This window comes from Clostridium grantii DSM 8605, assembly GCF_900129965.1.
Taxonomy (GTDB): domain Bacteria; phylum Bacillota; class Clostridia; order Clostridiales; family Clostridiaceae; genus Clostridium_AF; species Clostridium_AF grantii.
In genome coordinates this window covers 33,116-45,763 of record NZ_FQXM01000028.1, presented here as the reverse complement: position 1 = coordinate 45,763, position 12,648 = coordinate 33,116, and the positions used below count along the sequence as shown (strand labels likewise).

13 protein-coding genes and 1 pseudogene are annotated in these 12,648 nt (G+C 27.8%); 12 read left to right on the top strand and 2 right to left on the bottom strand.

Going from position 1 to position 12,648, the window contains the following annotated elements; translation table 11 throughout:
* Positions 1 to 314: 314 nt before the first annotated feature.
* The 6 genes and pseudogenes from BUB83_RS17715 to BUB83_RS22050 all read left to right on the top strand — a co-directional run bounded on the left by BUB83_RS17715 (position 315) and on the right by BUB83_RS22050 (position 3,926).
* Complete coding sequence (locus BUB83_RS17715; RefSeq protein ID WP_073340290.1) at positions 315 to 545, top strand: mediterrocin family bacteriocin; 231 nt, start codon at positions 315 to 317, stop codon at positions 543 to 545.
* A 146-nt stretch (positions 546 to 691) separates the two neighbouring features.
* Positions 692 to 2,242 carry a DUF1430 domain-containing protein gene (locus BUB83_RS17710; RefSeq protein ID WP_073340288.1) on the top strand — a complete coding sequence of 517 codons (1,551 nt, stop codon included), beginning with the start codon at positions 692 to 694 and terminating at the stop codon, positions 2,240 to 2,242.
* A complete protein-coding gene (locus tag BUB83_RS17705; RefSeq protein WP_073340286.1) occupies positions 2,239 to 2,847 on the top strand; it encodes an ATP-binding cassette domain-containing protein in 609 nt (202 codons plus the stop codon). Before BUB83_RS17710 ends, BUB83_RS17705 begins: the two co-directional genes overlap by 4 nt.
* Positions 2,844 to 3,293, top strand: a complete 450-nt coding sequence (locus BUB83_RS17700) for a hypothetical protein (RefSeq protein WP_073340283.1) — start codon at positions 2,844 to 2,846, stop codon at positions 3,291 to 3,293. The genes BUB83_RS17705 and BUB83_RS17700 overlap by 4 nt, the downstream gene beginning before the upstream one ends.
* A gap of 117 nt (positions 3,294 to 3,410) precedes the next feature.
* Positions 3,411 to 3,673, top strand: a pseudogene (locus tag BUB83_RS17695) (AAA family ATPase); the annotation flags it as partial.
* Positions 3,674 to 3,773: 100 nt separating this feature from the next.
* Complete coding sequence (locus BUB83_RS22050) at positions 3,774 to 3,926, top strand: hypothetical protein (RefSeq protein WP_159434113.1); 153 nt, start codon at positions 3,774 to 3,776, stop codon at positions 3,924 to 3,926.
* Positions 3,927 to 4,009: 83 nt separating this feature from the next.
* Here BUB83_RS22050 and BUB83_RS17690 read toward each other — a convergent pair whose 3' ends face one another.
* A complete protein-coding gene (locus BUB83_RS17690) occupies positions 4,010 to 5,923 on the bottom strand; it encodes an ABC-F family ATP-binding cassette domain-containing protein (RefSeq protein ID WP_073340280.1) in 1,914 nt (637 codons plus the stop codon).
* A gap of 371 nt (positions 5,924 to 6,294) precedes the next feature.
* Between BUB83_RS17690 and BUB83_RS17685 the strand changes: the two genes are divergently transcribed.
* The 4 genes from BUB83_RS17685 to BUB83_RS17670 all read left to right on the top strand — a co-directional run bounded on the left by BUB83_RS17685 (position 6,295) and on the right by BUB83_RS17670 (position 9,615).
* Positions 6,295 to 6,948: a redox-sensing transcriptional repressor Rex gene (locus BUB83_RS17685; RefSeq protein ID WP_073340278.1), complete on the top strand. Its 654-nt coding sequence runs from the start codon at positions 6,295 to 6,297 to the stop codon at positions 6,946 to 6,948.
* Between the two features lie 201 nt (positions 6,949 to 7,149).
* A complete protein-coding gene (locus tag BUB83_RS17680; protein ID WP_073340275.1) occupies positions 7,150 to 7,857 on the top strand; it encodes an FTR1 family protein in 708 nt (235 codons plus the stop codon).
* A gap of 133 nt (positions 7,858 to 7,990) precedes the next feature.
* Positions 7,991 to 8,872 (top strand): DNA-3-methyladenine glycosylase family protein, encoded by an 882-nt coding sequence (locus BUB83_RS17675; RefSeq protein WP_073340273.1) that lies wholly within the window; start codon positions 7,991 to 7,993, stop codon positions 8,870 to 8,872.
* 56 nt (positions 8,873 to 8,928) lie between these two features.
* Complete coding sequence (locus BUB83_RS17670) at positions 8,929 to 9,615, top strand: TVP38/TMEM64 family protein (protein ID WP_073340270.1); 687 nt, start codon at positions 8,929 to 8,931, stop codon at positions 9,613 to 9,615.
* A gap of 114 nt (positions 9,616 to 9,729) precedes the next feature.
* On the opposite strand, the gene BUB83_RS17665 is transcribed toward BUB83_RS17670, so the two are convergent.
* Positions 9,730 to 10,371 carry a TIGR01906 family membrane protein gene (locus tag BUB83_RS17665; protein ID WP_084133658.1) on the bottom strand — a complete coding sequence of 214 codons (642 nt, stop codon included), beginning with the start codon at positions 10,369 to 10,371 and terminating at the stop codon, positions 9,730 to 9,732.
* A 270-nt stretch (positions 10,372 to 10,641) separates the two neighbouring features.
* Here BUB83_RS17665 and groES point away from each other — a divergent pair, with 270 nt between their 5' ends.
* A complete protein-coding gene (gene groES, locus BUB83_RS17660; RefSeq protein ID WP_073340268.1) occupies positions 10,642 to 10,926 on the top strand; it encodes a co-chaperone GroES in 285 nt (94 codons plus the stop codon).
* Positions 10,927 to 10,955: 29 nt separating this feature from the next.
* Positions 10,956 to 12,587, top strand: a complete 1,632-nt coding sequence (gene groL, locus BUB83_RS17655) for a chaperonin GroEL (RefSeq protein WP_073340266.1) — start codon at positions 10,956 to 10,958, stop codon at positions 12,585 to 12,587.
* The last annotated feature ends 61 nt before the right edge of the window (positions 12,588 to 12,648 follow it).

Sequence of the window (12,648 nt, the reverse complement as noted above, 5' to 3'; positions counted from 1 at the left end):
AAAACGAGATATATTCATATATAAACTATTCATAAGTTGTTTAATAGATAAATAGATAGCTTGTAAATTTTGTCGATTTTTTTTTTGTTTTGAACAGGTTTCGACAAACAAAATTAGAATATTATGGTATGACAAACAAAGACAAGCTGAATGCGCAGAGTTTGTTGCAAATAGAAAAACTCCCTTACGTCAACCTGACAAGTTAATCCGTAAGAGAGCCTATTCAATATGCAATCCTTATAAAAGGAAGCCATGGCTTTAGTATACTTCTTTTATTTAGGATAGTAAATAAACAAATAAAAGGAGTGAATTTTATGAAAAAATCAAAGAAAATAATTTTTATTTTAACTCTCATGGGAATGTTATTTTCATCAACAACAGCATTTGCTGATGGTTGGAAAACTTGGAATAGTAATGACTTCAAGAAAGCATGGGAAGCATATGCACATGGTGTTTATGCAAATGCTGGTAACTGGGCTAAAGTAGAAGTTAGACATGCAGGTTCAAACATACTTTATGGTATAAATTGGTATTACACAAAATAGTACAAAAGAATAGGTTCCCTATTCTTCAATGATAAAAATAGGGAAACATCAATTTTAAATTTGAGAGTATTAATAATATACCTAACATTGAAAAGGTTCATGATTATTATGTTATTGGTAGTACGGAGCAAGTACATAAATTTAAAATGGAGTTAATTGAAAAATATGCAGGAAATCATCCTAAACCAGGTTACCCTGATAAAGAGTCAAGAAATAACACAATCGTTATATGGGCACTTATTATTTGTATTATTCTTTTATTGTCATTTTATGATGTTATTTCACAAAAGAAAGAAAATGTTATTAGAATTTCTATGGGAGAAAAAATAAGTAAGATTATCTGTATAAATATTCTGATAGATTCGTTTATTTTTGTTGTAATGTTTATTGTAATATTATTTATTTTATCAAGATATAGTTATGTATTCTTTAATTTTAATATTTCAATTATATTTTTTGCTATTTTATTATGTATTAATGGATTGTTATATTTAAATCTATATTCTTATGATATCAAAGAAGCTTTTTCTAATGGTAAAAGTTATAAAAGTTTGTTGTCCCTTAATTATGGTTTGAAACTAATTACAACAGTTTTAATTATTTTAATAATATCTAGCAATATTTTTTCTGTTTCTGAATCATTAAGTCTTTACAAGCAGAAGAGTTTTTTTGAAGAACATGCAGATTATTATTATATTAAATTTGCATATAGAATAAGAGAAAATAGTGATGGATCATTTAATGATACATTAACAGATTCATCAAGGGTACAAGTAATATTTAATAAACAATTCTTTGAAAAGTTTAACGCAATTGAATTGAAAAATGTTTCTAATGTGTATGGTACAGGAGGCATTTTGGCAAATAAAAATGCTTTTGATTATTTGTCTAGCAAAATAGATGAACTAAGAGATATTAATTTAGAAAAAGAGTTTTATTTTTTAGTACCTGAAAGAATGAAAAATAACTTAGAACTTATCAATTTATTAATAGATTATATAGAAATTTTTGAAAGTAATGATTATGGTGTGATATATTACAACGACAATATAGAGGTTGTTGGGGTAGATGAGGACTCTTTATACGGAAGTGATGTAGTTAAAAATCCTATAATAGTATATAATAATATGTCTTTGGAGCAGCTTAAACTTCAGAGTGATAATAATGATCAGAATATTATGAAATCTGAGCAACTATATGATACCATGTATAAAATATCCTCTAATGATGATTTAAAAGAATTTAACAAATTTATAGTAGAGTATAATTTACAAGATGAAATTGTAAATAAAACCAACGTTTTAGAGAAATATGAAAATAGTTGGATTATAGCTAAAAGAATTCTATATATTAATTTAGTATTTAGTATTTTAGTTTTATTATTAGAATTGATAATTATTAATTCAATTATTAGATTAGAATATGAAGTCAATGCCATCGAACTTTCTATAAAAAAAGTAATGGGTTATAGCGTCTTAGAAAAAAATTGGAAAATAATTATGATGACGCTTATAACCACAATATCCAGCATACTAATAGCTATTATTGGTGCAAGAATAATGCAAATTCAAGAAGTTTATTATATAGCTTTTGGAGGAAGTATTATTTTGATATTAGAATTATTTATTATTGTATTTTATATTAATAGAATTGAAAATTCTAAAATTCAAAAGATACTGAAAGGAGGAAATTTATGATCGAAGTAAAAAACTTAACAAAGAAATTTGATGACAAGGTATTATTTTCAGATTTCAATTTAAAAATAGAAAATGGTGACTTTATAATTTTTTCTGGTCCAAGTGGTTGTGGTAAAACCACATTATTGAATATGATTGGAGCCATTGAAAAAATAGATAGTGGTGAAATAATTGTTGACGGTTTAGATATTAAAAATAAAAAAAATCACTTAAAATATTTTAGAACAAAAATAGGTTTTTTATTTCAAAACTTTGCACTAGTTGATAACAAGACTGTAAAAGATAATTTGAAATTGATTCGTAAAGATTGTAAAACTAATTTATCAATAGAAGAGGCTTTAAAAATTGTGGACTTGAGAGAAAAATTGAACAAAAAAGTTTATACATTATCAGGTGGAGAGCAACAAAGAGTAGCGTTAGCCAGATTAATGCTAAAAAAATGCGATATTATATTGGCTGATGAGCCTACAGGTTCTCTTGATAAAAAGAATGCAGAATCAGTACTTAATATTTTAAAAGAATTAAATAAACAGGGGAAGATAATTATACTTGTTACACATGATGAGGAAATAAAAAAACAAGGAAATAGAGTGGTGAATTTATGATTAGGATTAATGGAAAAAGAATATTTCTATTTATTATAGTAGTATTTGTAATCTTTAATTTAAGTTGGTTAATAATAACAACTATTAAGTATAATAAATTTGTAAAAGTTGTACCGAAAAATGAAGATGGACTTTATTTGATGTTTAAAGAAGATGGGTATTCCTATGGTGTAAAAAAACCAGATTATTTACAGTATACAGGGAACCTATCCGTTTCAAATATGGAAAAGGGTGATGTTTTAATTATATGGCCATTGCTATCTGGTGGGTATGAGTATGGCTTTATTTTACGGGAAGAGGATAGAGGGTATGAAATATATGTTGATGAAAATATGGAACCTTTATATAAAGATGACGTGAATACTATCCAAGTATTTGAGGAACATAAAGAAAAAGTAGAAGAATTATTTTATAAAGCTAATGAAGTGTGGAATTTAGAAGAATAGAGGTATCAAGTGAGTTTTGAGGGAATTAGTTTTGCCAGTTATAAAACAGAAGAATCTTTTGCAGAATCCTTTATAAATCAATTAAAAAAATATTTGAATTTTAATAAAATAGACTTTATAAATAAAATATTAGAAAACAAAAGAATAGCTAATATGAATAATATAGACTTGGTAATAACTGAGATTGCTGAAAACACTGAAAACACTGAAAAAAAATAGTATTAATGATAGATGAAGTAGATAAAAGTAGCAATAATCAATTGTTCTTAGATTTCTTAGGTATGCTAAGGAATAAGTATTTATTAAGAAATGAAGGCTCAGATTATACTTTTCACAGTGTAATATTAGCAGGGGTCCATGATGTTAAAAGTTTAAAATTAAATAAAAAATAATCTGAGGTTAGTTGAAAACAAAGGATTTACTATACTAAAGTCAGAGGAGTATTTTCCAACGCTGAAATTTTTTGATGTAGGAGCCTTGGTGTATTTTGCAAAAATCATTGAATGGGAATTTCCAAATTTCTCTGTGGATAGTTGCTTTAAGCAATTATGCCAATTACAAACAATAGTTGAGCAACGAGGATATATTGAAAGTAAAGAGCATAGATTTATTATTGTTGCTGAAAAAAACTAAGAGTAGCATTTCACATAAATACAATTTATTATAAGTATGAGATAAGGGTACAACCTTAATATAATAAGGCTGTACCCTTCTAATTATATAATCTCTTCCCACTTCTCATATAGTCTTTCTAATAAATTTTCATTAACTTTAATTTCCTTAGTAATTTCCTCGCTTTTCAAAGGATTTGAGTATACTTCTTCAAGGCAAAGTAAATTTTGAAGTTCTTCAATTTTTGTTTCTGCGGCTAGAATTTCAGCTTCTAGATTTTTGGTTTCAAGTTCTTTCTGTTTTTCTAGTTTTTTCTCTTCTTTAGATTTTTTCTTCTCATTCTTAATTTGAGTTTTTGTTTTTCCTTCATATTGTTCTTCATCTTGAAATCTATTAGGATTCTTCTTTTTTTCTACAAAATAACTATAGTTACCCAAGTAGGATTTCATGCCATCTTGACATAATTCGTGAATCTTATTCACCACTTTATTCAAGAAATATCTATCATGAGATATTACCAACACTGTGCCGTCATAGCTCATTAAAGCATCTTCAACAGCCTCTCTTGACATAACATCTAGATGGTTTGTAGGCTCATCTAGTAAAAGGAAATTAGATTTTGATAACATTAATTTTAATAAATTAATCCTACATTTTTCGCCACCACTCAAAGTGGAAACTTTTTTGAAAACATCATCCCCTCTAAACAAAAAAGCAGCTAAAGCATTTCTAACATCTTTCGTGGCCATATGAGGAAAACTATCCCATACTTCTTCTAGTATGCTTTTTTCAGGGTCTAAATTAGATTGTTCTTGATCATAGTAACCAATTTCTACATTTTTACCTAGAGATACAAAACCTTCATCAGCAGTTATTTTATTCATTATGATATTAAAAAGAGTGGTTTTACCCCTTCCGTTTTCTCCAATTAAAGCAGTTTTATCTCCAGATTTTATTTCAAATTCTACATTTTCAAATAAAAGTTTATCACCATAAGTTTTCCTAAGATTCTCAGCAAAAAGTACATCATTACCGCTTTTTACATCTACATCAAAATTAATTTTATGAATTTTGTGATTTTTTGAGGGCGCGTCAATTCTTTCTATTTTATCTAAGGCTTTTTGTCGACTTTCTGCGGCTCTTATACTTTTCTCTCTATTAAAAGAGCGAAATCTATCAATTATTTCTTCTTGTCTTTTGATTTCACTTTGTTGAAGAACAAAAGCTTTTTCTTTTTCCTCATTTCTTTTTTTTCTTAGTTCCACAAACTTAGAATAGTTACCATTATAAATCTCCATTTGCCCATTTATTAATTCATAGGTTTGATTAGTGACACTATCTAAAAAGAATCTATCATGGGAGATTACAACAATTGTACCTTTATAGATAGATAAATATTCTTCAAGCCATTCAATAGCATCTAAGTCCAAATGGTTAGTAGGCTCATCTAGTAATAAAACATCAGGATTAGAAAGCAATAATTTGCACAAAGCAACTCTTGTTTTCTGCCCTCCACTAAGAATATTGATGCATTTTTCATAGTGATCTTCGGTAAAGCCAAGGCCCTTAAGAACTTTCCCAATTTCAGCCTTATATGTATAGCCTCCTCTATGATTATATAAATCAGTTAAAGAAGTATAAGATTTTATGATTTTATTGTGATAAGATTCATTTTCGTGATCATAAGGTTTATTCATTTCTATTTCTAAATTAGATAGTTTTTCTTCAATATCAAGAAGTTCTTGAAATACGGAAAGCATTTCTTCATAAATGTTATTATCACTGTTCAAAGATAGATGCTGTGATAAATAACCTATTTTTTTATTTTTATCTATAAAAATATCCCCTTTGTCAGCGTCTAACTGTTTGGATATTATCTTAAATAAAGTAGATTTACCAGCACCATTTTCTCCAACAAATCCTATATTTTCACCTTCATTTATACTGAAGGTTATGTTTTTTAGAATTACATCAATTCCATAACTTTTCTCTATATTTTTACAACTCAGAACTACCATAAAACTTACCTGCCTATTCTATTAAAATTTCACTATGTGAAAGTGATTTGCTTTTTCTTTATGTTCATTTATATATTACTATTTATTTAGGTAAATTTACAGTGAAAAATACATTTTATCTAATAAATCACATAAAATTAAAATATAAGTTGAAATTATTACTCTTTTTATATTAATATAATGGTAGGGTGTTAATTAATAAACAATTATTTATCTTGTTTTTTTATTGTAAAGCTTTATAATTGTAAATGGTACTGTAAAATTAGTGTTTTAGAATGGGCTTGGAATAATAATATTAATTTGGATGTTTATAAAGGCCTTTGCTTTTAAAAAGAATATAGATTGAAATAAATAGTAAGGGAGTGCACTTGGTGGATAAGAAAAAAAATATTTCGATGGCAGTTATAAGAAGATTACCAAAATACCATAGATATCTTCGCGAATTATTAAATAATGACGTAGATAGAATATCATCAAAAGAGTTGAGTACGAAGATAGGGTTCACAGCATCACAGATAAGACAAGATTTAAACTGTTTTGGAGATTTTGGACAACAAGGATATGGTTACAATGTACCAGATTTGTATAAAGAAATAAGCGGTATTCTAGGACTTGAATGTGAGTATAATACAGTTATAGTAGGAGCAGGTAATATAGGGCAGGCTATAGCTAATTATTCTCAATTTGAGAAATTAGGTTTTAATTTAGAGGCTATATTTGATATTAATCCAAAGTTAATAGGATTGAAAATAAGAGATGTTAAAGTGCATGATATAGATAATTTAGATGCATTCTTAAAAGAAAACAAAATCAATGTAGGAGTTATTTGTGTTCCTAGTGAAAATGCACAAAAGATTTGTGATATTTTTGTTAACAATAATGTTAAAGGAATATGGAATTTTGCTCCTGTAGATTTAGAAGCTAGCGAAGATGTGATTATTGAAAATGTTCATTTAAGCGAAAGTTTGTTAACATTAACTTATTTATTAAATGGAACACAATGTGAAATTAGAGGAAAACACTAATAAAAAATTATTAATAAAAAAGCTAAAAAGAATAATATTATTCTTTTTAGCTTTTTTTTAACAAAAATATAGCTTTGACATATTATAATAACAAGACAATCTATATTAATCCCTCATAAACAAGCATAGTACATAGGATTTCAATTGAATAAGAAAAACTATGTGGATAATAAAATAATTAAACTTAGGAGGGAGAAAAAAATGAGTAACGCAATAGTTATTACTTTTAGAGAATGTCTTGAAATGTTTATTATCATTATTCCTTTAATTTTATACGTAGGAAAAATTGATAGAAAAGATTTACAAAAGTTTATATTTGCAGGCATAGGTATAGGATTTGCTTCAAGTATACTTTCAGCTCTTTTTTTAGTTAATAGCATAAATTCATTAGAAGGATTAGCCAAGGAAATTTTTCTTGGTGGAACCATGATATTTATAGCCATGCTGATACTGTATAATATAGTATGGATAGGAAGGCAAAGCAAAAATTTATCTTTAGATGTTACTTCTAAATTTGATGTAAAGTTAAAAGGCGGTAGTTTATTATTGCTAGCGGCAGTAACTATATTTAGAGAAAGTTTAGAAATAATAATGTTTTTACTACCAACTATAAATGAGCAATTTATACCTACTATAGTAGGTATTTTAGTAGGCGTAATACTAGCATTGCTTATTATGTTGGCAATATATAAATCTTCAATAAAGTTAGATTTGAATATAATATTTACTATTATAACTGTATTTTTGATTTTTATGGGAGGACATTTATTTGGGGAAGGGTTAATGGAATTTATTCCGAATAATGAATCCATTGAAATGTCGGGACAACTCATATATTCCATACCACTTTTGTTTTTATTCTTGAAACGGGAATTTAAAAAATATATGAGAAAAAATATAAAAAAATAAAGGTATAAAACCTTCAAAGGTTAAAGAAAATAACTTTTGAAGGTTTTTTTATTGTTAACAGGGTATATATAGTTTTATGGTATAATTTACATAGAGTTTTTATAATAAAAAATTTATATCTAAGGAGAAAAACATGGATTTTAAAAATATAGAAATATATGAAGATAGAGTAGTTGTTAAAAAAGTTGAAAATTTTATTTTAGCTCACATTTTTGAATGTGGACAATGTTTTAGATGGGAAAAAACTAAGGAAAATTGCTACATAGGAGTAGCCTTTAACAAAGTTATTGAAGTGGAAAAAATAGAAGATGATGTGGTTATATATAATTGTAATGAAGAAGATTTTAAAAATATTTGGGTTGATTATTTTGATTTATATAGAGATTATGCAGAAATTAAAAATGTTTTACGTAGAGATGTAATTTTACATGAAGCAGTAGAATTTGGTGAAGGAATTAGACTTTTAAAGCAAGAACCTTTTGAAACAATCATTTCTTTTATAATTTCTTCAAATAATAGAATTCCTATGATTAAAAGAGCCATAGAAAGAATTTCACAAAAGTGGGGAAAAACTGTACTTTATAAGGGGAAAGAGTATTTTTCATTTCCTACTATTGAAGAAATAAAAGATGCTACAGAAGAAGATTTTAGGAAAATTGGAGTGGGATTTAGAGCTAAATATATAAAAAACACTGTTTCAGAGATTAATAGTGGAGAGGCAGATGTTGATTATATAATGGCATTAGAAGATGAATTGTGTCATAAACAACTACAGAAATTTAGCGGCGTAGGTCCTAAAGTTGCAGATTGTATTATGTTATTTTCTATGAGAAAATATTCAGCTTTTCCAGTGGATGTATGGGTGAAAAGAGCAATGCAATTTTTCTATGTAGCTCCGGATGTGTCATTGCTAAAGATAAGAGAATTTAGTATTAATAAATTTGGAGATTTGGCTGGATTTGCTCAACAATATTTGTTTTATTATGCAAGAGAAAATGGAATAAAAATAGAATAGAAATAATTATTTGAAAGAAAATAATATATAAATAAAAAAAGTAAGGTGATTAATTAATGAAATTTATGAGAGAATATTTATTAAAATACAAAGCTTATATAGTTATTCTTTTGATTATAATTCTTTTTTTGATTGCTGGGTATGAGTATTACGAAAAATATTTTTATGTATTGAAGGATCCTGAAAGAATAAAAGAATATGTGATGAGTTTTGGAAAATTTGGGTATTTGGTGTTTTTGATGATGCAAATTATTCAAGTTATTGCGTTTTTTATACCAGGGGAAATAATTCAAATTGCTAGTGGATATATTTATGGTACATTTTTAGGAACTATAACCTCTGTTGTAGGAATAACTATTGGAAGTATAATTGTTTACGGTATTGCATATAGATTTGGTAGACCATTTGTAGAAAAGATTGTTTCAGAAAGAGATTTAAAACTTTTCCATAGGATTTTAGAAATTGGGAGTATGAAGTATATAATATTTCTAGTTTACTTGATACCTGGCTTACCAAAAGATGTTTTGGCTTATTTTTGTGGTATTTCGGATTTGAAATTTAAGGATTTTGCCATATATTCTACTTTAGGCAGAATTCCTGGCATAGCAATTTCTTCTTATTTTGGAGCTAATTTAATTTCTGGCAATAACGTTACTTTGATAATTATAGCAATTACAATGAGTATAATATTTATTTTAGGAGTGATTAAAGGAGAAAGGATTATAAAATCTATTGTTCATTAAAATAGGTCGATAATTAAAAGAGAATGGAGTGTTTTTAGAATAAAATAGCTTGGTAATTAGGAGAAAATTTAATTGGAAAAACAATTGGGCGGCATTGAAATCCGCCCTACAGAATTATTTATTGATTCGTTTATAGATAAATAAACTTATCATGCTACATAAAGCAAGTCCTAGAAGAATGGAAATTGCAGAATGGTAAAAGAACTCTTGAGGTAAGATATTTATAATTGGGTCCATACTAGGGTCAAAGAGCCACATATCATTCCTAAAGAAAATTTTGTGAAACATTGTAAAGCTTGTATCAAAATTTATAAAGAAAAATGTACCTAATATTAAAGGTAATATTAATAAAGTTAAAGAACTATACTTTAAGAATTTAAATTTTATTTTTTTACCAAATAAAACCAAACTCAAAGATAAAAGTACTAATGAAATAATTAATAGCACATCTAAATTATTAAATAAATCTTTTACATCTACAAAGTGTTGTTTACCGGAATCAGAGTAATTCATGGAAGGTAGATGAAAGTCCATTTCTTGCCAAGTTCCAACAAAACCAACGATGTAATCATAATTTTCTTTGATTTCTTTATTTGTAAATCCTGTTTGCTCACTTATATTATAATTCACTAAATCATAGTAATAAATAGGTTTAAAATTAAGGGTAAACCTAGAGCTTAGCACTATAATAATTAAAGTAAGCAGTAAAGACATAAAGATTTCTAATGATAAAATTCTAAAAGATTTTGAATTCAAAATAGCACCTCCTGATAGTAGAAATTTGATAATTTATTATATCACAATGGATTAATTTTACGATTAATAGTAAATAAAAGAAATTTGATGATTTAAAGAGATAATTAATGATATTCAGCTATATATAAAGTATACGGTGTTTTTAGTAAAACTATGGAATTTGATATTAAAATTGCTATAAATTAATATAATAATAGTATTAGCACTCGATAGAGATGAGTGCTAACAAAACGATAATAAATAATTTAAATACATAAGGAGGGTTATTTTATGAATATTAGACCACTTGGTGACAAAGTTGTTGTTAAAAGCTTAGAAGCAGAACAAACTACAAAGAGCGGAATAGTTTTAATGGGAGCTGCAAAAGAAAAACCACAGGAGGCAGAAGTCGTTGCTGTAGGTCCTGGCGGAGTTGTAGACGGAAAAGAAATAGTTATGGAAGTTGCAGTGGGAGATAAAATACTTTACTCTAAGTATGCAGGAACTGAAGTTAAATATGATGGCGTGGAATACGTCATTTTAAGACAAAACGATATTCTAGCTGTAGTTGAATAAAACTAAAAGAAAGATAGGAGGAAATTGAAATGGCTAAAAGCATAAAATTTGGTGAAGACGCTAGAAGAAGCATGCAAAAAGGTGTGGATATTTTAGCAGATACAGTAAAGGTTACATTAGGACCTAAAGGAAGAAATGTTGTTTTAGATAAGAAATTTGGAGCACCATTAATAACTAATGATGGTGTTAGTATAGCTAGAGAAATTGAATTAGAAGATCCTTATGAAAATATGGGAGCTCAATTAGTTAAAGAAGTTGCAACAAAAACAAATGATGTTGCTGGAGATGGAACTACAACTGCAACTTTATTAGCTCAAGCAATAATCAGAGAAGGGCTAAAAAATGTAACAGCAGGTGCTAATCCTATGTTAATAAGACAAGGAATTAGAGCGGCTGTAGATGTTGCAGTAGAAGGAATTAAAGCAATTTCTAAACCACTTTCAGGAAAAGAAGATATTGCAAGAGTTGCAGCTATATCAGCAGCAGATGAAGTTATAGGTAAATTAATAGCTGACGCCATGGAAAAAGTAGGTAATGAAGGAGTTATTACTGTAGAAGAATCTAAATCTATGGAAACTGAATTAGATGTTGTAGAAGGAATGCAGTTTGATAGAGGATACTTAAGTCCATACATGGTTACTGATGCTGAAAAAATGGAAGCTGTATTAGATAATGCTGTAATTCTTATTACAGATAAAAAAATCAGTAACTTCCAAGATTTACTTCCAGTTTTAGAGCAAATAGTTCAACAAGGAAAGAAACTTTTAATTATTGCTGAAGATGTAGAAGGAGATGCTCTTGCAAACTTAATCGTTAATAGATTAAGAGGAACATTTGTAGCTGTAGCTGTTAAAGCCCCAGGATTTGGCGATAGAAGAAAAGAAATGTTAACAGATATCGCAACACTAACTGGCGGAGAAGTTATCTCAGATGAGCTAGGAAGAGACTTAAAAGACGTTACTATAGATATGTTAGGAAATGCTGAAAGTGTTAAAGTTTCTAAAGAAAATACAGTTATAGTTAATGGAAAAGGAAATAAAACAGATATTAATGATAGAGTAGGCCAAATTAAGAATCAAATCGAAGTAACTACTTCTGAATTTGATAGAGAAAAATTACAAGAAAGACTAGCAAAACTTGCTGGTGGAGTAGCTGTAATTAAAGTTGGTGCTGCAACAGAAACTGAATTAAAAGAAAGAAAATTAAGAATAGAAGATGCTTTAGCCGCTACAAAAGCAGCTGTTGAAGAAGGAATAGTACCAGGTGGTGGAACAGCTTACGTTAACGTTATTAAAGCAGTTTCAGAAGTAACAGCTGACAATGCTGATGCTAAAGTTGGTATAGATATTATTAAAAGAGCGCTTGAAGAACCAGTAAGACAAATTGCAGAAAATGCAGGGGTTGAAGGTTCTGTAATTATCGAAAGAATGAAAAACAGCGAAGTTGGAATAGGCTATGATGCTTTACGTGGAGAATATGTAAACATGGTAGAAAGAGGAATTGTAGATCCTACAAAAGTTACAAGATCAGCTTTACAAAATGCTGCATCTGTAGCAGCTACATTCTTAACAACAGAATGTGTAGTAGCAGAAATTCCAGAAAAATCACCAGCTATGCCAGGTGGACCAGGAATGGGTATGGGAATGGATGGAATGTACTAGACAACAAAAAAAGATTGCTTAGGCAATCTTTTTTTGTTGTCATTTGAGTAATAGATCAAGT

Excerpts from the sequence above, each read along its gene's own strand:
- BUB83_RS17710 (WP_073340288.1), top strand. The coding sequence starts at position 692 with ATGGAGTTAATTGAAAAATATGCAGGAAATCATCCTAAACCAGGTTAC.
- groL (WP_073340266.1), top strand. The coding sequence starts at position 10,956 with ATGGCTAAAAGCATAAAATTTGGTGAAGACGCTAGAAGAAGCATGCAA.
- BUB83_RS17690 (WP_073340280.1), bottom strand. The coding sequence starts at position 5,923 with ATGGTAGTTCTGAGTTGTAAAAATATAGAGAAAAGTTATGGAATTGAT.
- BUB83_RS17675 (WP_073340273.1), top strand. The coding sequence starts at position 7,991 with ATGGATTTTAAAAATATAGAAATATATGAAGATAGAGTAGTTGTTAAA.
- BUB83_RS17670 (WP_073340270.1), top strand. The coding sequence starts at position 8,929 with ATGAAATTTATGAGAGAATATTTATTAAAATACAAAGCTTATATAGTT.
- groES (WP_073340268.1), top strand. The coding sequence starts at position 10,642 with ATGAATATTAGACCACTTGGTGACAAAGTTGTTGTTAAAAGCTTAGAA.
- BUB83_RS17680 (WP_073340275.1), top strand. The coding sequence starts at position 7,150 with ATGAGTAACGCAATAGTTATTACTTTTAGAGAATGTCTTGAAATGTTT.
- BUB83_RS17705 (WP_073340286.1), top strand. The coding sequence starts at position 2,239 with ATGATCGAAGTAAAAAACTTAACAAAGAAATTTGATGACAAGGTATTA.
- BUB83_RS17715 (WP_073340290.1), top strand. The coding sequence starts at position 315 with ATGAAAAAATCAAAGAAAATAATTTTTATTTTAACTCTCATGGGAATG.
- BUB83_RS17700 (WP_073340283.1), top strand. The coding sequence starts at position 2,844 with ATGATTAGGATTAATGGAAAAAGAATATTTCTATTTATTATAGTAGTA.